General features: G+C 61.2%; 18 protein-coding genes. 8 read left to right on the top strand and 10 right to left on the bottom strand.

What is annotated here, in order from left to right:
* The first annotated feature begins 218 nt into the window (after window positions 1–218).
* The 5 genes from H8F26_RS08720 to H8F26_RS08740 all read left to right on the top strand — a co-directional run bounded on the left by H8F26_RS08720 (window position 219) and on the right by H8F26_RS08740 (window position 6,293).
* A complete protein-coding gene (locus tag H8F26_RS08720; RefSeq protein WP_370594698.1) occupies window positions 219–611 on the top strand; it encodes a transposase in 393 nt (130 codons plus the stop codon).
* Between the two features lie 1,238 nt (window positions 612–1,849).
* Window positions 1,850–3,877 carry an acyltransferase family protein gene (locus H8F26_RS08725; protein ID WP_197158784.1) on the top strand — a complete coding sequence of 676 codons (2,028 nt, stop codon included), beginning with the start codon at window positions 1,850–1,852 and terminating at the stop codon, window positions 3,875–3,877.
* A 309-nt stretch (window positions 3,878–4,186) separates the two neighbouring features.
* Window positions 4,187–4,759 carry a recombinase family protein gene (locus H8F26_RS08730; protein WP_197158785.1) on the top strand — a complete coding sequence of 191 codons (573 nt, stop codon included), beginning with the start codon at window positions 4,187–4,189 and terminating at the stop codon, window positions 4,757–4,759.
* A gap of 348 nt (window positions 4,760–5,107) precedes the next feature.
* Window positions 5,108–5,776, top strand: a complete 669-nt coding sequence (locus H8F26_RS08735) for a hypothetical protein (protein WP_231605565.1) — start codon at window positions 5,108–5,110, stop codon at window positions 5,774–5,776.
* Window positions 5,777–6,104: 328 nt separating this feature from the next.
* Window positions 6,105–6,293, top strand: a complete 189-nt coding sequence (locus tag H8F26_RS08740; protein WP_010311765.1) for a hypothetical protein — start codon at window positions 6,105–6,107, stop codon at window positions 6,291–6,293.
* 104 nt (window positions 6,294–6,397) lie between these two features.
* On the opposite strand, the gene H8F26_RS08745 is transcribed toward H8F26_RS08740, so the two are convergent.
* The 3 genes from H8F26_RS08745 to H8F26_RS08755 form a co-directional block, all read right to left on the bottom strand.
* The gene (locus H8F26_RS08745; protein WP_231605566.1) at window positions 6,398–7,816 is read right to left on the bottom strand and encodes a hypothetical protein; all 1,419 of its coding nucleotides are present in this window, start codon (window positions 7,814–7,816) and stop codon (window positions 6,398–6,400) included.
* 234 nt (window positions 7,817–8,050) lie between these two features.
* Window positions 8,051–8,194: a hypothetical protein gene (locus H8F26_RS08750; RefSeq protein WP_197158786.1), complete on the bottom strand. Its 144-nt coding sequence runs from the start codon at window positions 8,192–8,194 to the stop codon at window positions 8,051–8,053.
* Window positions 8,195–8,234: 40 nt separating this feature from the next.
* Entirely contained in the window at window positions 8,235–8,672 is a 438-nt protein-coding gene (locus H8F26_RS08755) for a hypothetical protein (RefSeq protein ID WP_197158787.1), read from the bottom strand.
* Window positions 8,673–9,409: 737 nt separating this feature from the next.
* Here H8F26_RS08755 and H8F26_RS08760 point away from each other — a divergent pair.
* The gene (locus H8F26_RS08760; RefSeq protein WP_197158788.1) at window positions 9,410–10,384 is read left to right on the top strand and encodes an aldo/keto reductase; all 975 of its coding nucleotides are present in this window, start codon (window positions 9,410–9,412) and stop codon (window positions 10,382–10,384) included.
* Window positions 10,385–10,395: 11 nt separating this feature from the next.
* On the opposite strand, the gene H8F26_RS08765 is transcribed toward H8F26_RS08760, so the two are convergent.
* On the bottom strand, window positions 10,396–11,067 hold the full coding sequence (locus H8F26_RS08765; RefSeq protein WP_197158789.1) for a 2-hydroxyacyl-CoA dehydratase: 672 nt from the start codon (window positions 11,065–11,067) through the stop codon (window positions 10,396–10,398).
* A 134-nt stretch (window positions 11,068–11,201) separates the two neighbouring features.
* Window positions 11,202–12,239 (bottom strand): phosphoribosylformylglycinamidine cyclo-ligase, encoded by a 1,038-nt coding sequence (gene purM / locus H8F26_RS08770; protein WP_197158790.1) that lies wholly within the window; start codon window positions 12,237–12,239, stop codon window positions 11,202–11,204.
* 436 nt (window positions 12,240–12,675) lie between these two features.
* On the opposite strand from purM, the gene H8F26_RS08775 reads away from it, so the two are divergent.
* Both H8F26_RS08775 and H8F26_RS08780 read left to right on the top strand, forming a co-directional pair.
* On the top strand, window positions 12,676–13,275 hold the full coding sequence (locus H8F26_RS08775; RefSeq protein WP_197159081.1) for a septal ring lytic transglycosylase RlpA family protein: 600 nt from the start codon (window positions 12,676–12,678) through the stop codon (window positions 13,273–13,275).
* A gap of 75 nt (window positions 13,276–13,350) precedes the next feature.
* A complete protein-coding gene (locus H8F26_RS08780) occupies window positions 13,351–14,931 on the top strand; it encodes a bifunctional pantoate--beta-alanine ligase/(d)CMP kinase (RefSeq protein WP_197159082.1) in 1,581 nt (526 codons plus the stop codon).
* Between the two features lie 60 nt (window positions 14,932–14,991).
* Here H8F26_RS08780 and H8F26_RS08785 read toward each other — a convergent pair whose 3' ends face one another.
* The 5 genes from H8F26_RS08785 to H8F26_RS08805 form a co-directional block, all read right to left on the bottom strand.
* The gene (locus tag H8F26_RS08785) at window positions 14,992–15,525 is read right to left on the bottom strand and encodes a low molecular weight protein-tyrosine-phosphatase (RefSeq protein ID WP_197158791.1); all 534 of its coding nucleotides are present in this window, start codon (window positions 15,523–15,525) and stop codon (window positions 14,992–14,994) included.
* Window positions 15,518–16,201 carry a HEAT repeat domain-containing protein gene (locus H8F26_RS08790; RefSeq protein WP_197158792.1) on the bottom strand — a complete coding sequence of 228 codons (684 nt, stop codon included), beginning with the start codon at window positions 16,199–16,201 and terminating at the stop codon, window positions 15,518–15,520. The genes H8F26_RS08785 and H8F26_RS08790 overlap by 8 nt, the downstream gene beginning before the upstream one ends.
* 12 nt (window positions 16,202–16,213) lie before the next feature.
* Window positions 16,214–17,062, bottom strand: a complete 849-nt coding sequence (locus H8F26_RS08795) for a HEAT repeat domain-containing protein (protein WP_197158793.1) — start codon at window positions 17,060–17,062, stop codon at window positions 16,214–16,216.
* A 145-nt stretch (window positions 17,063–17,207) separates the two neighbouring features.
* Window positions 17,208–17,696 carry a phycocyanin subunit alpha gene (gene cpcA / locus H8F26_RS08800; RefSeq protein WP_197158794.1) on the bottom strand — a complete coding sequence of 163 codons (489 nt, stop codon included), beginning with the start codon at window positions 17,694–17,696 and terminating at the stop codon, window positions 17,208–17,210.
* Window positions 17,697–17,780: 84 nt separating this feature from the next.
* Complete coding sequence (locus H8F26_RS08805) at window positions 17,781–18,299, bottom strand: phycocyanin subunit beta (protein ID WP_197158795.1); 519 nt, start codon at window positions 18,297–18,299, stop codon at window positions 17,781–17,783.
* Between the last annotated feature and the right edge of the window lie 86 nt (window positions 18,300–18,385).

Here is an 18,385-nt window from a genome sequence, read left to right on the forward strand (position 1 = left end):
CCCTTTCAGGGGCGGTACCCCGCCTCAGAGGTTAACGATGGGGCCTGTCCAGAAAAGCCAGACCACCTCAGACTCCATGGCAGAGGACCGGGCCAGGGTGGCTCACTTTTCGCTGTCGCCTCCCCCTGCCATGGCAGGGGGAGGACCCGGGGTAACCCGCCTACGTAATTGACGCGACCCGCCTACGTAGTTGACATCGGGCAGCTGCCTTGCGCTCGGTGTTCGCCCAGGAGAAAACGGACGAAATCGAGGCCCGCTGGGACGATCTGGCCAGCTCACTGGTGGATCGCTTCCCCAAGGCTGCTGAGCTCATGCTGCACGCCCGGGAAGACGTGCTCGCCTTCCGTCACTTCCCGCCTCAACACTGGAAAAAGACTTGGAGCACCAACCTGCTCGAGCGCCTCAATGAGGAGATCAAACGCCGCACTCGGGTGGTTGGCATCTTCCCGAATGACGCCTCGATCACCCGCTTGGTGGGGGCTGTGCTGCTGGAGCAGGACGAGCACTGGCAGCTGGAGGGCCGGCGCATGTTCTCCGCCGAGAGCATGGCCGCCATCCCCTCACTGGCGGAGCTGCCCACGCAGCCTTCCTTGCAAGAAGCAGCGGCCTGAGCCTCAGGCCCCAGGAGATCGCGCCGTAGCGCCCCCACAGGGCGCAGCGGCGGCGATCACCGCCCGGGGGCCGGCACCGCAGACGTCACGACCAAGATTGCAGGTGTAGCCCACAACCGATCGGCAATCCAGACGAAAGACTTGACAAGTCAATCGTCTGGATTCATCGTGAAATAACGAGGTGCACATGCGCCTCGAGAATGACAGCCCGTCATTCACCCCTGTTCTCCCTCAGTCCAGGGCAATCGGGCCTCGGGATTTACACCACGCCAAGGGACGCGGCCGAAGAGAGAGACCGACCTTTTTGCCGCCTCGTAGGGGTCTTCAGTACCTGTGGTCCGCTGGATGGTCAAACGCTTCCCCAGACCCCCCTTGGATCGCCCCTGATGCGGTCTCAGGTCGTCGCTGGGGTCAGGTAACCATTCCGCATACAGAACCCGTGTATGGGTCTGCCGCTTGATCCTGAGGTTCTGCGGGTAGGAACCACGCACGCCAAAGACCTTGGACACGTTCAGGGTCGTCCAGTGATCGGGGAGTGCTGCTTTGCCCACCTCGCTTACCTACCTGGGTCTTGCCGCCCGGTCCCGACTACGAACCCACTTTGCCGTTTTTGGTAGGTAAGTGGTAGGTAAGTTGGAGATTTTCACTGCACAGACCCCGGTGTTAGTGGGATTTACGACTGAAGTCTCCCAGTTCGAATCTGGGTGCCGCCTCTGATTTTTTAAACCGCAGGCACGCCATATCTGGTGCCCTGACGGACGGATGGAGGTGTCGCGGCACCATATCTGGTGTCCTCGGTCACCGCGACCTGGCGATCCAGTCCCCTCTCAAGCGGAAGGTGAGCGGAAGGTGACAAGGGGTGCGCATCTGGTCGTGGAAAAGGTTCCCAGGATTCACCTTCCCAGCGCCTGTCGCTCCACTCATTGCGCCCAATCCACTCCGAGGTGCCCAGAGGCGCGTCGCAGCGCCCACAACGCCTACTGGACGCTGTGGCGCCACCCTGATCCCTCCTGGCACTTGGCGCCCCTACCTGCCATTGCTGCGGCGCCTCAGCACCCCCTGAGCAATCACCTGGATCACGGGACGCCAGGACACCAGTACCCCACCGAAGGAACGCTGAGAGCACCGTGTCGGCGACAGATCAGCGCCTCCCGACCACTGGTGGATGAGGGACAGAAAAGAACAGAAGGTGCCGCAGCGAACGGTGGCGATATAGTTTTGCTCCCCCCTAAAAGCAGATGGCGGCAGTATCAGCACCATCCGTTACCAATAAAACTTCGCCAAGCAAGAGCAAATATCGTCCCGAGATTGATGGTCTGAGGGCATTTGCGGTGGTTGCCGTCATCATCAACCACTTCAACAAGGATCTACTGCCCAGCGGTTATTTAGGTGTTGATATTTTTTTCGTGATTTCGGGATATGTGATCACTTCGTCGCTGGCGAGCAGGGAGTCCAAGAACTTCCTGGATTTCCTTACGGGGTTTTACGAGCGGCGGATCAAGCGCCTGGTGCCTGCGCTGGTGGTCTTCGTCTTGATCACCAGCATTTTGATTTCACTTTTCAATCCTGACCCTGGGGCGGCACTCGGTCTGGGATGGAGATCGCTGTTTGGACTTTCCAACATAAATCTCTATCGGACTTCAACGGACTACTTCGCCCAATCCACCGAACTAAATCCTTTCACGCACACCTGGTCACTCGGGGTGGAAGAACAGTTCTACTTGCTGTTCCCATTTCTGATCTGGTTCTCGGGGTTCGGACAGCAGACGGCAAAAGGAGCACGGAATCTCTTCTTCTGGGTCGGGGCACTTACGATTGCTTCTTTGATCAGTTTCATTTACCTATATCAGATCAATCAACCTGCTGCCTACTTCCTGATGCCACCTCGGTTTTGGGAAATGGCAGCAGGGTGTCTGATTTTCATTGGATTCCAGAAACGAGCAAAGATTGAGCAAGCGCTGGAGCAGTTTCCCCCCCTTCTGGTGGTTGCGGCAATGGTCGGCGTGATGTTCCTTCCAGTATCGGCGGCAGTTCCAGCAACCATATCCATTGTGGCGCTTTCAGCAGTTCTGATTGCCTGCCTCAAAAGTGGAACTGCGGCGTATGACTTTTTTACTCTTGAGAAGGTCGTTTATGTAGGTCTGATCTCATATTCTCTTTACCTTTGGCACTGGTCTATTCTTTCAATAAGTCGTTGGACTATTGGCATTCACTGGTGGTCTGTGCCGATTCAAATCGGAGTGATGCTCGGTCTGGCAATGCTTTCATACGCCAAAATAGAAACACCTATACGGAAGAGTAAGCAGGGGATCACAAGAAAGTTGGCAATAGTTGGAGGAGTAGGCATTCTCGCCTCCACCGCACTATCAATTCAATACGCTAAGCGATATGCCAGCAAGATTGCGCTAAAATCAAGCAACCCAGTCATCCTTTCCACATGGTGGCATGACAAAGAGGGTAGATATATTGAATACTGCCATGTCGAAGGCGAGTTTTCCAAGCAAGTCATGAACGACTGCTTGAGGTCGGGATCTCTACGAAATAAACCAACGGTTTTTTTGATAGGGGACAGTCATGCGAGAAACTACTTGATTGCAGTAAAAAATACTTTCCCGAGATACTCGGTCAATTATCTGACCATGGGATATGGATGCGCTTTTCTGCCAGGCAGCATGATTGACGACGCCATTGAATCCAAGGTCAAATGCTCTCAGTATGTGGAACAAGTCACTAAGTTGATCCAAAAAGAGGCAAAATCTGGAGACATCGTCTTTATAGGTCAAGCATTGCGCGACGGCGACCATCTTTTGAGAGCAAAAGCAGAATACTTTGCCCATGTAGAAAAGTTTGCCAAATCCCTAAACAAAAAGGGGGTTGCCATAGTTTTGTTTGACGGGACATTCCCTCCAGGGAAAAATCCCGAACTCTGCACAAATGAATTATGGCGCCCTTTCCCAGACGCTAGAAATTGCGAAAAGACAACCCAAGAAGCAAAGCAGGCATATTCAAGATTCGACGAAATGGCGACAGGACTTTCTCAGAGATCTCGTAATGTATTTTATGCTCCACTTCGATTGGGTTTGTGCAATGACAATGTCTGTGGGCAATATACTTCTATTGGGTCGCCAATATGGCACGACAATGGACATATTACAGTGAAGGCGTCGGGCGAATTGGCAGGGTATTTGAGCAGCAAACTCCGCTCTAACGGTTTTTATGATTTCCTTGAACTGACGCCAGTAAAAAGTGGTGCCGTCCAGGAATGAGCGTAATCATTCTCGGTTGCTCCGACAACCCAACTTTAGGTAAATCAATAGTTGCCCCAATTTCTTTATGTCCTGCTCGATAATTGTTGCTGCGAATTGATCTGCGCCTTGATGTATCTCTCCTGCTTCTGCTGGAACTGCCCATCGACTCTCATGGCATGAAACAGGCAGCAAGAAACCGCCTGTCACGAATGTTCCAAAAACCGAACGGAAACCAGAGCATCGCCCAAAACCCAATCCACTGGGTTCTGAGCGTTCCAGAAACAGTGTTCGGATGGTAGAGTTTCTGGAACAACCGTTCTTGGAACAGTGACCGCCAGAAGCGTTGGTTACGCCCGCTGCTCAACTACCCACCAGACCACCGATGCCCAGGTCGCTGCCCTGAAAGCGGCAGGGTGTGCAGTGGTTTTTCAGGAGACCATCAGCACCAGAACGGCGGAGAAGGATCGCCCCCAACTCCAAGCGGCACTCAATGCCCTGGTGGATGGCGACGAACTGGTGGTGGCGAAGTTGGATCGCCTCGGCAGGGATCAGCGGAGCGTCATCAACCGCCTCCACGACCTCCAAGAGCGTGGGATTCACATTCGGACTCTGGACAACCTGGTCAATACGAAGGCACTGGGCAAGTTCGCACCTGTTCTGATCGGACTCTTGACAGGTCTGGCGGAGGTGGAGCGGTCACTGATCCGTGAGAGGACGCTGGAAAGCGTTCAGCACAGGCGGGAAGCGGGTGGGAAACTTGGCGGCAGACCTAAGACCAACCAGGCAAAGGAACGCCTTGTGCTGCGGTTGAGGGATGAGGGGTGCTCCTACCGCTCCATCAGAGAGCAGACGGGTCTGGCACTTTCCACAATTCGGCGAATCATCAGTGAGGCAGAGTGATTCCCCTGTTTTTCTTGATATAAACTCAATGGTAAATACCCAGAAACAATAATCACGCCCCGAAACGGTCTGAAAAACATAAAACCGTGATGTGTTCTCGCCGCCTTAGGCGGCGTTCAATCAGGAAGGGATACTCAAAACATAAAATCTGCTATATAATTACTGGAGACAATCAAATCCGAAAACCATAAGGCAGAGGTCTTGTGGCGGAACGAGGAGAAAATAAGGATCTGCTGGGAAGAGTCCAATCCACAGAGGAATAAGGACTAAGAACTCATAAGGGTTCTCAACCCTCAAAGACCTTGTGGTCACAAGAGATTCAACGAAACTATAACTCTCAAATCAACTATGACTTACACACGAATCCGTTGCGAACGAAGTGAGCAACAATCACACGCGAAGCGGGTGATTGAATCAGGACACCACCAAATCCAGAATTTGCTACTGGATTCCAAGAACTATCAAGATCCCACCAGAATCCATAAGGCAATCGTTGAATACCAATTCCAGGAGGTCTTCCAACCCCACTGGTTTGGCAGCATTCAATGGCAACCCTTTATCACTGACTACGCCACAGCAGTGAAGGAAGCACGGCATTTCCGAAATAAGTTCTTCTGTGCCCTCCTGAATACGAAACCAACCAAGATTCCAAATCCTCCTGGACGACCACGAATCATCTGGTTTCACGAAAAGGCACCAATGTGTATCAATCCACAAGATTCCAAAAATCCACGCTTCAAGATCGCATTCCATACCCACTTTCATCTTGAGGAATGCCCTGAACCTTATGACACCTGGATCCGTTTGGATTGGTTGATCCGTAATCAAGTTGCCAAAGGGTTTCATCGGTTCTCCACCAGCAATTCAAAGGAGAACAAAGGGTTCGTCCTGAAACCTTGGATCCGCGAGCATCACGCCAACTACAACCTCAAGGATTACTACCGCTTCAGGCACCATCAGGATTCAGACCTGGTGCTGGACATTGAAAATTCTGATCTCCAGTTCTCCAGGAACTAAATAGTAAGAAGGTAGTCACATCAGAAACCATATGAATCAAACCTTATCCCCTGAAGGCAAATCCATCAATATCTTCTTTGGCAACAAGCACCAGGAAACCTTTGAGGAGTTTGAGTCCCTTTCCAAGTCCTTGAGGCGATCCAGAACAGGAACTCTCCACTTCCTCCTGACCCACTACAGGTGGTATGAAAAATACAAGCAGACGGTGGTGTGATGATGGCAAAACCCATTTACCTGGACTCCGTTGAATACGAAATGCTTCTTGAGGTCGCCAAGCGGAACCGCCTGAAACCAGAACAGTTTCTCAAGAAAGCAATTCAAGCAGCATATGGGCAACTCAAGTAAGCAGCAGGTGTTCTCCAAGATTCGGTTCCTGGAGGATCAACTGGTGTCACTGGATCACTACCTACCTGAAACCTACGACTATCTGATGCGGGAGTTGGACATTCAGAAACGCATCCTGGCGGAACTGGAGGTTCAGGAGACCTTCGCCGCTATTGACCAAGGGCGTCAGTGAGATGGCAGTTGAAAAGTGAGCAGGGAACCTAACCTACAAAGCATTCCATTCGTGTTCAAAAAAATCCCGCCAGAAATCCATCCAGGAAAGGAGTGGATAAATCCTTATGGCGAAACTCTTTTCACCATTGACCATTGCCCAGGTTTGATTTGTGTTCTTACTCTCTTCGCGGTTGCTTCTTCCTCGATGAAACGCAGGTAGGTTCGCTGAAGCATTTCTGCTGAGGTCATCCCGTTTTGGGCAAAGGCATAGATCCCAGGAGGACGACCCAGTTCAGGAACTTCTTCAAGGGTGAGGCGAAATGCCGTATGGCGAATGTTGGTCATTGTCACCGCTTGAGATAGGATTGGCGGATCGCATTGGTCGAGCACATACCTCAACAGGTCGTTTAGATTCTTCTTGAGAGTCCCTGAAACATCCGACTCAGAGCGTTTGATGTGTGGAAATACAAGTAACCCTTTTGGTCGCCTGAGGTTCATCCTTCTCCAGTTGGCAATCGCATCAGGGCGGTAGTGAGTTGTGCGTTGTTGCGGTCGGTTTCCTTTGGTCTGCTCCAGGAGACAGATAATCTCTTCACCGTGATCTTGGAACCATTCTGCTCGGAGTCGGGGCAGGTCTTCTGCCCGTAGATAAAAGAACCACATCAGGTTGAGAGTGTCGTAGAGATCGACCCAGTTCCTCTGGTTCAAGCGATTTGCTGCTTTCCACTCCAGCGCCTTGTATTGCTGGGGTGTGAGGTCTGCCCTTGCTACTCCGCCTGAAAGTTCGACAATCTTGCCCATTAGTCGATCCCATTCAGATCGCTTCAGGTGCTGAACCTGTTTGACCTGCCTGGAAATGGAGGGGAAATCGGGAATCGATAGGTGTGGGAAGTCAGATCGTGCTTCCTTGAGCAGTTCCCGTATTAGCGTTTTCTGTTGTGCCTTTGTGCCGCCCATATCGTTGGTCGCAGTCCTGCGGGCATCAAGCACTGCCCAGTAGTCCGCAAAGTCAGCAGCGGTGATCTTCTCAACTGACTTCTGCGCCCAGGGTTGGTGCTTCACCCCATAGGACTGCCCATCCCACTTCAGGCGGGTGTCCCTGCTCCAACGGGCAAAGTTCCGCTGGGTCTTGCGCTTGCTGCTCTCACGGGCATACCAGCGTTCCCAGTAGATCTCCAGGGCGTGTTGCTGCTCCGCCTCCTGCTGCTCTTTGAGGATGCGTGCTGAGCGTTGGAGTTCCTGAACCCATTCCACCGCCCTCTTTGCCGCCTCATAGGGGTCAGGAGTGCCCATAGACCCACGCAGAGGGTCGCGCTTGCCTGTCTTCCCTACACGCCCCTTGTCAGGGCGATGGTCTTCCTCTAAAGAGGGCAACCACGACGCTGAGAGGTTTTGCGTGCGTGCGACTTTACGAATCTTCAGATTGTTGGGGTAAGACCCCTTGATGCCGAGGTCGGAAACGCTGAGCACCGACCAGTTCTCTGGCAGAGGTCGTGACCCTGATTTCACCTTCCTTTTGCCCCAGTTTTGGGCGGCGGTCAAGGCACTGACTTTATCCCCACTGGAAGGTGAGTGGAAGGTGAGCAGGGGCGTTTGCCCCTTGATTTAGTGCCACTCTGGCGCTTTCTCCCCCACATATGGCGTCCAATGATGAAGATATTGCAACTTTCTCCAGTTCGAATCTGGGTGCCGCCTTGATGTTCCGAACTCCAGCTGGAGTTCATGGTGGCTGAGCTGAATCTCTGGCTTCCGAGCCGAGTGGCAGCGCGCCTGCGCTCAGGTGAAGATGCCGAACATCACCGAGAGCAGGGCGAATCCGACGGCGCCCACCAGGGCCAGCAGCGATGTGGTGTGCAGCATGACGTCCTCCGATGGGCCAATCCTAAAGGAAATCTGTAGGCCCGCCAGTGGTTGTTGCAACCCTTTGCGGGGCCTCGGTCGTCGCCCTCAGTCGTCTCCCTCAGTGGTCGCCCTCAACGCGCCACAGTCCACCGTCTCCGTCATGGGCTTCGCAGCGGAAGTGGTGTCGATCGAGGCGGCACTCCCCCCGGGCCAGGCGGCTGCTGGGCAGCCTTGTCACCAACCCCTGGTCGTCGTAGCTGCGGCTGGCGACCGTGCTCACCTTCACCCGCAGGGGCCATTGGGGGCTGCATCGACCCGCCTGGCACTGCAGGGAGGCACTGCCTGGCTCCAGCAGTCCCACGAAGACCAGTTGCTCACTCGAGAAGCGGGAGCCACCCCCGCGGCCGATGATCTGGATGCTGAGCAGTCCCTCCATCAGTTGATCGAGGCGCAGGCTCTGGCAGCCCCGGCTTTCCTGCGCGGCGTCGGGCTCATCGCCCACCGGCAGGTCATGCCTCCCGTTGAGGTTGCTCTTCGGTAGGACCGCTGCCTTCATCGGGGCTGCCGCAGCATGCGCGGGTGACTCGGCAGGCACTGCAGGGGGCTCCCTGGTCTCTCCCGAGAGCGTGTTGCCATCTCCAGGCTCGTTTGCGGCGCTCTCCTCAAGGCTCGGCAGAGGTGGCGGAGGGTGCGTAGGCCGCGGCCGCTCCAGGGGCTGCTGGCTGTCTGAGTTTTGCCTCCGGCTGGCAGGACGGGCCGCCCCAACGCGCTGGATTGCCCGGGCCGCGCGCTGTGGCGCTGGTCCTTGAGGCGGCGCCGGCCCAGCCTCAAGGACCAGCGCTTGCCACCGGCAGTGGCTCACTGAGGTTTCCCAGCGGCCGAAATCTTCCGGGGGATTGCCAGCTGCCCCTGGGGACACCAGGGCTTCGATTGCGCCGAAGCACATGCAGAGCGCCATGGCTGTAGCCGCTCTCACCAGATTCGGCATGCTGCGCATCGGCATCGTGGCACCGCTGCCCGTGTTGGCGGCATTGCCGAGGCTCAGTAGCCCGAATCGGCCACGCAGATGCCCTGGCAGCTGATGTCGTTGCTGGCGGTGCGGCCACAGTGCTGGCAGAGCACACGATCAGGCTGTGGCTGCACGGCTGGCTCTGCTGGCTTGGTCGCCACAGCAGCGCCGGCTGTGGCTCTGGCCTGAACAGCGCTTGGTTCTGCGGGCAGGGAGGACATCGGGCTGGGGGCAGTGGGGAGCGGCAGCACGATCATGGCGTTTCCGTTCATGGGGTTCGGGGAATGGCGCTGCAGACCACCCAGCCGGGGATCGGCGTCGGTACCTGGGCCTGGGGAAACCGGCTCCTCTGGGGCTACGAGCCTTCCCAGGATCCCCAGCTGGAGGCCACCTTCCGGCAAGCTCTGGACCGGGGGCTCCATTTCTTTGATACGGCGGATTCCTACGGCACGGGCCGTTTCGATGGCCGCAGCGAGGACCTGCTGGGCCGTTGCTGTGGGGTCCTTTCGCCACTGGAACGGCAGCGGCTCACTGTGGCCACCAAGCTGGCACCCTTCCCCTGGCGCTGGGGGCGGGGGGGATTCCGCCGGGCATTCGCCGCTTCCCGCCGGCGTCTCCAGGGGAAACTGGACCGGGTCCAGCTGCACTGGAGCACGGCCCGGTATGCGCCCTGGCAGGAAGCGCCGCTGCTCGATGGCCTCGCCGACCTGGTGATCGCAGGGGAGGTGGCCGGTCTGGGGTTGTCGAACATGGGGCCGCGGCGCCTGCGGCAGGTGCAGGCCCGCCTGGCTGAACGCGGCATCCCGATCCTCAGCCTGCAGGTGCAGCTCTCCCTGCTGGCCCCTGAGCCGATCGCTCCCGATGGTGTGGCGGCGGTCTGCCGGGAGCTGGGCATCGCCTTGATCGCCTACAGCCCCCTGGCCCTTGGGGTGCTCGGCCAGCCGCCTGGAGAGTTGGCCCACACGTTGTCGGGTCCCCGGGGCGCCCTGCAGCGGCGGCTGTTGCCGGCAGCCCAACCGTTGCTGCAGGCCCTCCAGGAGATCGCTGGCTCCCATGGGGCCACGCCAGCGGCGGTGGCGCTCAATTGGTGCCGGGCCCATGGCGCCATGCCGATCCCGGGGCTGCGGCGACCGGAGCAGGTCGACGCCGCAGCGGCGGCCCTCTCCTGGACGCTGAGCGAGGCGGAGCGTCAGGGGCTGGATGACCTGGCCCTTGCCAATCGGGTCCGCATGCCTGCCAACCCCTTCCAGAGCGCCTGAATCGATCCTGCTCAGCCGATGGCTTCGGCCGGCTCGGGGGCTGGGGTAAGGACCACCGGCAGGGCGCGCGGGCGTTCCTCGGCTGCCGCCACCACGACCGGACCGTCCAGCCGTCGCAGCAGTGGCGCTGGCGAACCCACGGATACAGGCGCTTCGCTCTGCGTGCTCTCCTCGGAACCGTCTGGCCCGCAGGCCGCCAAGGCTTCCTGCAGCAGGGAGTCGAAGGTGGCACCAGGTAACCGGTGGCGTGCCACTTCCAGGAAGGCACGGGCCAGGGATTCGCCGGCGGCAGCCCGCAACGCCGGGTTGCTGCGCCGCAGTTCCTGCTCCTCCTGAATGGCGCCGATGAACCGTTCGGTCACGTCCCGCTTGGTGGATGCCCGGATGCGGGTGTCCTGCTCCGCTTCGCTGAGGGACACCTGACTCTCGAGTTCCTCCAGACGCCGCCGCAGGCTTTCCAGCACCTCCTGCGCCTCCTTGGCCACGTGGGCCAGCTGGCCGTCTGACAGACGCGGCAGATCGGCCACGTAGACCTTGCCGTGATCACGCAGGGCCAGGAAGGTGGGCCGCAGGCCGCCGCTGCGAGGTCCGGTGAATCCTTCGCGGGGGCGTTGTGGACGGACCGGAGGCCTGGGGCCGGCGGAGCTACGTCGCCGGGTGATGCGTTTGGAGGTATCGAACATGGGCTCAGAAAACGAATGACATGCGACGCGCAGCGTCCGCAGGCCTCGGTGCCGTGTTGCCGGCAAGCGGTGGAGCGGGCGCTGGAGAAGGTTAAGCAGGGCGGATGACCCCACCGGCGCCCTGGCGCCTGGCTTCAGTACGGCAAACCGGCCAGTGGTGCCTCCGCCGGCACCTCGCCCTGTCGCACCTCACCGAGCAGCCAGGACTGGTGACCCAGCTCGCGGCAGGCCTCAAGCACTGTCTCGCTGGCGGCCTGCGGCACCACAAGGCAGAAACCCACCCCAAGATTGAACGTGTTCCAGAGGTCGGCTTCGGGCACCTCGCCGCTCTGCTGCAGCCAGCGGAACAGGGGCGGTCGCTCCCAGCTGCCGGCCTCGATGGCGGCATGGAGCCCGTCCGGCAGGCTGCGGGGCAGATTCTCCGGCAGGCCTCCGCCAGTGATGTGGGCCATGCCATGCAGCGGCAGACGCCGCTGCCGCAGCCCCTTTACCAGGGCCCCATAGAGACGGGTGGGCTCTAGCAGGGTGTCGATCAGGGGCTCTCCGGTCTGTGGCAGCCGTGTGTCCTGGGTGACATGGTTCATCTCCAGGATGCGGCGCACCAGGCTGAAGCCATTGCTGTGCACACCACTGCTGGCCACCGCCAGGATCCGGTCGCCCGCCTGCACCGCCCTCCCGTCGATCAGCTCGTCTTCCTCCACCACGGCCACGCAGAAGCCGGCCAGGTCGTAGCGGCCGGGGCCGTAGAAGCCGGGCATCTCCGCCGTTTCGCCACCCAGCAAGGCGCAGCCGCTCTGGCGGCAACCGTCGGCGATGCCTTCCACCACGGCCGCCATGGCCTCGGGGCTGAGCTTGCCGGTGGCGATGTAGTCAAGGAAGAAGAGAGGTTCGGCGCCGCTGGTGATCACGTCGTTGACGCACATGGCCACCAGGTCGATGCCGACGGCGTGATGGCGACCGTGGGCCTGGGCCAGCTCCAGCTTGGTGCCTACCCCATCGGTTCCTGATACGAGCAGGGGGCGCTTGAGGCCTTCGGGCAGGCGGCAGAGCCCGCCGAAGCCGCCCAGACCACCCACCACCTCCGGGCGGCGGGTGGATTCAACGCTGCTGCGGATGCGATCAACGAAGGCTCGCCCCGCCACCACATCCACTCCTGCCGTGCGGTAATCCATTCAGGGTGTCTCCAGGCGTCGCTCGTCTTCCACCGATCCTGCCGCTTCTCGCTCCCCGACCCTCGACTTGCCGCCGTCCAGCGATCCGTTACGCACGAATTCGGTGGTCGATTCTCGAATCGGCACAAGTTTTAATCAGCGCAGCTTATGTAAGTGATTGACCTTGCTGATGGGCCGAGGCTGGCGTGGGGCGGGCGAAGCCTGTAGGTGTCAAGAATCTGGGGAATGATGACAGTTCCTGATCGCCAATCGGTTGTCCACGGATAACCAATTGGCTGGTCCAGTGCGGTTAAGTTCTGCTCGTCGTCATTTCCCGATAGGAACTCCGCCGACGGCTTCTGCCTCTACCTCTTCCGCAATTGAGGCTTGAAGTCATCGTCAACTGGTCATCTGATCCTTGGATGTCAGTTGCTTTGGGCGGCGAGTTTCGCCTGTCATGCGAGCAACATTTTCTCTCGGTGTTCTCACCGCCCTGATTTCTGGTGCCGGTTCTGTCTTCCCTGCCATAGCGGAAGTCGGCCAAACAACTCCACTGACCTTGAGCGGTCCCCTGGATGGCCTTTCCATCGACGTGGCTCCAGCCAAGGGGACTTCGGATCTGGCGTTGGCTGCTTCCTCTGCTCCGAGTTCAGCCGTTGCCATTCGTCAGGTTGAAGATTCCTCGGCTCCCGCCAAGCCGTCGTTGATGCAGCAGGCGCCGATCGCCCCTTTGGCATTGGCTTCGGTTCGTCTGCCCGAAGTGGCACAGGTGATCACCGGTCAGGCCAGCTGGTATGGGCCCGGTTTCTTCGGCAACCGCACCGCCAATGGTGAGGTGTTCCGGCCCGGTACCCGTACAGCAGCTCACCGCACTCTCCCCTTTGGCACCAAGGTGCGGGTCACCAATCTCCGCAATGGGAGGTCGTCGGTGGTCCGCATCAACGACCGGGGTCCGTTCCACGGAAACCGTGTGATCGATCTGGCCCATGGTGCCGCTCAGGATCTTGGTCTGGTCTCCAGCGGTGTTGCTCAGGTGAAGCTCGAAGTCCTGCGCTGAGCCCGACCCGGCCTCAGCCCCTGGCCCATCCGTCAACCTGGCGGATGGGCTTTTGCTGTCAATCCTGTGTCTCGCCTGCCCTTTCCCCTGCTCACGTCGCGCACGGAGCTGAGCCGCTGGTGCACCGAGATCCGCGCCTCCGGCCGCCCACTCCATGTGGTGCCCACCATGGGCGCACTGCATCGGGGTCATCAGGAACTGATCCGTCGGGCGGCTCGGGGGGGGGGCTCCGGTTCACCGGCCGTGCTGGTGAGTGTGTTCGTCAACCCGCTGCAGTTCGGAGCCGGTGAGGATTTCGAGCGCTATCCGCGGGATCTGACAGCCGATGCAGGCCTGGCGGCGGCGGCGGGCGCTGACGCCCTGTTCGCTCCGAATGCGGAGGAGATCTATCCGGGCGGTGAAGCCGCCCTCACCCGCATCCAGCCACCGGCCCAGCTGCAGGCCTCGCTCTGTGGTCGCCAGCGCCCCGGTCACTTCGAGGGTGTGGCCACCGTGGTGGCCCGGTTGCTGGCGCTGGTGCGTCCTGATCGTCTCCTGCTGGGGGAGAAGGACTGGCAGCAGCTGGTGATTCTGCGGCGTGTGGTGGCGGATCTGGCCCTGCCGGTGACCGTGCAGGGCTGCTGCACTGTTCGGGAACCTGATGGGCTGGCCTGCAGCTCCCGCAATCGCTACCTCAGCCCGGTGGAGCGGCAGCGGGCGGCGATGCTGCCTGTTGCCCTGGCCCGGGCGGCGGAGCTTTATCGCTCTGGAGAGCGGCAGGCCGCTCCATTGCTGGAGGCTGTCCGCGCGCCGTTGGAGGCGGTGGGTTTGACAGTGGAGTATGGGGAGCTGGTGGAGCCCCATGGTCTCCAGCCCCTGCGGCAGGCGAGCCCGTTCTGCCTGTTGGCGGTGGCTGCCCGCTGCGGCTCCAGTCGCCTGATCGATCACACCTTTCTGATGAGCCGTCCCCCGATCGTTGCCATCGATGGCCCCGCCGGTGCCGGAAAGAGCACCGTGACCCGTGCCTTCGCTCAGCGGCTGGGCCTGCTCTATCTCGATACGGGGGCGATGTACCGGGCTCTCACCTGGTGGGTGCAGCGCCAGGGCCTCGATCTGTCCTCTCTCGCTGACCTGGCCCCGCAGCTGCAGCTCCTCGATCTGCAGCTGAGCCTGGCGGAGGACGGCAGCCAGCGGGTCAAGCTCGATGGGCAGGATGTCACCGAGGCGATCCGCTCCCCCGCGGTGACGGCCCTCGTGTCGCAGGTGGCGGCCCAGCCCTGCGTGCGCAACGTGCTCACACGCCAGCAGCAGGCACTGGGCCGCAGGGGAGGTCTGGTGGCGGAAGGCCGCGACATCGGCACCGCCGTGTTTCCCGACGCCGAGCTGAAGGTGTTCCTGACGGCCACCCCTGCGGAACGGGCCCGCCGGCGCGCCCTCGATCTTGAGCAGAGGGGGTTCGCAGTGCCGCCCCTAGCGGAGCTGGAAGCGCAGATCGCCGAACGGGATCATCTCGACTCGACCCGTGCCGTGGCGCCGCTGCTGCAGGCCGAGGATGCTGTCGCCCTGGTCACCGATGGCCTGACGATCGAGGCCGTGATCCAGCGGCTCGTCGATCTGTTCCGCGAGCGGGTGCCGGAGGATGCCTGGCCGGCTCCCGCTGAGCCCCTGCAGGACTGACCAGCGCCTGCAGGGGCTCAGCGGGGCTGCCGATGCGATGGGCAGTCCCGGCTGCCTGTTTCAATCCAGACTGGCGCGCAAGTCCTCCAGCAGTCCGCTGCAGGCGTCTTCCAGCAGATCAAGGACCTGCTCGAAGCCTTCCTCGCCCCCGTAGTAGGGATCCGGCACCTCCCGTGCCCTGAAGCGGCGGCAATGGTTGGTGATCGGTTCGACCAGGGCGCCAGGGTGGGCTGCCCCATTCCCGTCCGTTGCCTCTGCGTCTGTCCTTTCTGATTTTTGCCGTCCTGCGCGGGCCAGGCTCTGCACCGCCCTGAGGTTGTCCTCGTCCATCGTCAGGATGCGATCGAAGCGCTCCAGGTCGGCGCGCTCGATCTGGCGGGCCCGGCTCGGCAGCGCAATGCCGCGCCGGGCCGCGGCGGCCCGCATCCTGGGGTCGGCCTGCTGGCCCACGTGCCAGCCGCCGGTGCCGGCCGAATCCACCACAACGGCCTGCTCCAGACCCTCGCGGGCCAGCAGATGCAGGAACACCCCCTCCGCAGCGGGGGAACGGCAGATGTTGCCGAGGCAGACGAACAGCAGACGCGGTTCAGCCATGCCGCGCCTCCAGACGGTGCAGGGCCTGCTCCGCCCGCAGTCGCACCACGGCCGCGGCCTCGGGAGGGCTCTGCCGGAGGCCCTCCAGCGCCTGGCGCAGCCGTGGCCGAAGCTCCGACGTGGGGTGCAGCCGGGCGGCCAGGGATTCCAGTCCCACCACCACCGCGTAGCGCACCACCCATTCGCCGTCGCCGCAGCTCGCCTCCAGGGCCCGCAGGCAACGCTCCGCGAGGGCGGTTCGGGGAGCTTCTTCCAGCCCCTGCATCTGCAACTGACCGAGTCCCCGGGCCGCAGCACGGCGCACGCTCGGTCCGATGTCCTGAGCCAGGGCGTCTTCGAGCACCTCCAGGCCCCGCACATCGCCGATGCCGGCCAGGGCCCGCACGGCCCAGGCGCGAGCGCCGTAGTTGTAGCCATCCAGGTTGTCGAGGATCGGCTCGACGGCCTGGGGTCCCAGGGCGATCAGGCCATCCACCGCGGCCACGGCGGCGCCTGGATTGTTGAAGCCGAGTACATCCACCAGGCAGGGGGCGGCGGCCGGGTGGGCGGCGGCGGCGAGGGCCTGGGTGGCCTGCAGCAACTCCAGAGCCGTGCTGGCCTGTTGCACCCGCTCGATCAGCTCATGCGGGAGCTGGAGATCGGTGGTTTCGCCCGTTGTTGAAGGGGAGATCGTCATCGGTTCAGGCTCTCAGAGCAGGGCATCCATCGCCTCCAGCACCGCCGCAATCTCAGAATCCACCTGGGTGGCGGGATCGCCGTCCTGCTCCACCAGGCCCCGCAAGGCAATCAGCTTGAGGCTGTTTTCCGCCAGGGTGGTGGCAATGGGCTGCAGGGCAGGCCGCCAGCCTGCCGCGCCGAGATCCATCAGGACGGCGCGGCGCACCTGCAGCTGGGGATGCTGCAGCAGGACGACCAGCCGCTCCCCCCAGTGGGCCTCGCCGGTGAGCTGCAGCAGGGCTCGGCAGGCCGCGCTGCGAATCAGCGGACGTTCGTGCTCCACGAAGGGACGGATCACCGCCACCACCTCGTCGCTGGCCACACCGATGTCGCCCAGGGCCTCCAGCAGGGCCTCGCAGGGTTCCACCAGGCGGGGGCTGTTGCTCTGCTGGGCGCCGGCCCTCGCCGGTCCACTGGCCAGGCGTCGCCGCAGGGGCTCGACGGCAACGGCGGCCCTCAGGTCACCAAGGGCTCGTGCCGCCGCCTCCCGCAGACCGTCATCGGGGTCGTCCAGGGTCTCCAGCAGGTCGCCGATGGCCGGTGTGGCGGCTGAGCCGAGCTTGCCCAGGGCCCGGGCGGCGTTCCGTGCCACTGCGTTCTCCTCCACACCGGCTCCCGGGTCACGGGGGCGCCGCTGCTGCAGGGCGAACTGCAGCAGCGGCACGGTGTCGGGATGGCTGCTGCGCGCCCGCCCCAGCCACCAGGCGGCGTAGTACTGGGCCGAGGGATCATCGCTGCACCGGAGGCGCCGCAGCGCTTCCGCCTCGTCGATCGGATCGCCCTCCACCTGGATGGCCTGGGAATCGCCGCTGCCGCTCATGGCCCGCAGACTGCTGGTCAGATGCTGCCGATGCTGACAGCCGCAGCCTCCTGGCGAGGGGCCTGCGCAACAAAAAAGCCCCCCGTGAGGGGGGCGTTGGATCCTGGAGCGAACGAACCGCAGGGAACGAAGGCTCGGATCGGGATCAGACGAGAGCCGAGATGGCGTAGTCGATGTAGTTGTTGGCGATGACGCCGGCGTCGCCGGAGACGCCGTGGTTGGCCTTGATGTAGTTCAGGGCTTCGACGTACCAGGAGGGGGACAGTTCGAAGGTGCGGTTGATCTCATCGAGACCGGCGATCAGGTACTCGTCCATGGGGCCGGTGCCACCAGCCACGAGGCAGTAGGTGACCATGCGGAGGTAGTACCCGATGTCACGGGCGCACTTGGCCTTGCCACGGGCGTCAGACGCATAGTTGGTTCCCTGCATCTGGGTGGTGTAGGGGAACTTGCTGTAGACGGCCTGGGCAGCACCGTTCACCAGCTCATCGGCTTTGGCGGTGAGGGCCTTGGCAGCCTCGAGGGCATTCTTGGCGCGCTCGAAACGACCGAAAGCGGCGTTGAGCTCGGTGTTGGAGAGGAAGCGGCCCTGGGAATCAGCGGCGGCGACGGCTTCGGTAAGGGGGGTCTTCATTGAAGGGATTGAAGAAGAAGGGTGGACCTAAATCAGGAGGCTGCTGCCGAGGGCAACAGCCAGGGATCAGCGGAGCTGGTCGCCTCAGGCGACAGCAGCAGCGGCGCGATCGAAGTAGGTGCCGATCTCGCTCATCAGAGCGGAGCAGTCGCCGGGGGTGATGCCGTTGCGATCGTTGGCGATGCTGATGGCGGCGTCCTTCATCTTGCGGATGCCTTCAGCCACGGAAGCGCCAGGGACGCCCAGGGCGAGGTAGGTCTCACGCAGGCCGTTGAGGCAGCGATCTTCCAGCACGGAAGCATCGCCGGTGAACACGGCGTAGGTGATGTAGCGGAGAACGATCTCCATGTCGCGCAGGCAGGCAGCCATGCGACGGTGGGTGTAAGCGTTACCGCCGGGGGCGATCAGGGCAGGCTGTTGATCGAAGAGATCGCGAGCTGCGTTGGTGACGATCTTGGAAGCGTTGGAGGTGATCCGGTTGACGGAATCCATGCGCTTGAAGCTGTCAGCAACGACCGACGACAGAGCGTCGATCTGACCAGCGTTCAGGAATTCGCCGCGGGCATCAGCCTGCGCAACAACCTTGGTGAAGGCGTCGAACATTTAGTTAAAGCTCCTGTTCTCGACGTTCAGTGTCGGGATGGTGAATGGTCGAGGCGTGATTCCACGCACTCTGGTCAGCTGATCGG

Source organism: Synechococcus sp. CBW1006 (assembly GCF_015840525.1).
In the GTDB taxonomy this organism is placed as follows: Bacteria; Cyanobacteriota; Cyanobacteriia; order PCC-6307; family Cyanobiaceae; genus CBW1002.

Bases quoted from the DNA above. Each gene is read 5' to 3' on its own strand.
- H8F26_RS08725 (WP_197158784.1), top strand. From the start codon at position 1,850: ATGGCGGCAGTATCAGCACCATCCGTTACCAATAAAACTTCGCCAAGC.
- H8F26_RS08735 (WP_231605565.1), top strand. From the start codon at position 5,108: ATGACTTACACACGAATCCGTTGCGAACGAAGTGAGCAACAATCACAC.
- H8F26_RS08740 (WP_010311765.1), top strand. From the start codon at position 6,105: ATGGGCAACTCAAGTAAGCAGCAGGTGTTCTCCAAGATTCGGTTCCTG.
- H8F26_RS08755 (WP_197158787.1), bottom strand. From the start codon at position 8,672: ATGAAGGCAGCGGTCCTACCGAAGAGCAACCTCAACGGGAGGCATGAC.
- H8F26_RS08760 (WP_197158788.1), top strand. From the start codon at position 9,410: ATGGCGCTGCAGACCACCCAGCCGGGGATCGGCGTCGGTACCTGGGCC.
- H8F26_RS08765 (WP_197158789.1), bottom strand. From the start codon at position 11,067: ATGTTCGATACCTCCAAACGCATCACCCGGCGACGTAGCTCCGCCGGC.
- purM (WP_197158790.1), bottom strand. From the start codon at position 12,239: ATGGATTACCGCACGGCAGGAGTGGATGTGGTGGCGGGGCGAGCCTTC.
- H8F26_RS08775 (WP_197159081.1), top strand. From the start codon at position 12,676: ATGCGAGCAACATTTTCTCTCGGTGTTCTCACCGCCCTGATTTCTGGT.
- H8F26_RS08785 (WP_197158791.1), bottom strand. From the start codon at position 15,525: ATGGCTGAACCGCGTCTGCTGTTCGTCTGCCTCGGCAACATCTGCCGT.
- H8F26_RS08790 (WP_197158792.1), bottom strand. From the start codon at position 16,201: ATGACGATCTCCCCTTCAACAACGGGCGAAACCACCGATCTCCAGCTC.
- H8F26_RS08795 (WP_197158793.1), bottom strand. From the start codon at position 17,062: ATGAGCGGCAGCGGCGATTCCCAGGCCATCCAGGTGGAGGGCGATCCG.
- cpcA (WP_197158794.1), bottom strand. From the start codon at position 17,696: ATGAAGACCCCCCTTACCGAAGCCGTCGCCGCCGCTGATTCCCAGGGC.
- H8F26_RS08805 (WP_197158795.1), bottom strand. From the start codon at position 18,299: ATGTTCGACGCCTTCACCAAGGTTGTTGCGCAGGCTGATGCCCGCGGC.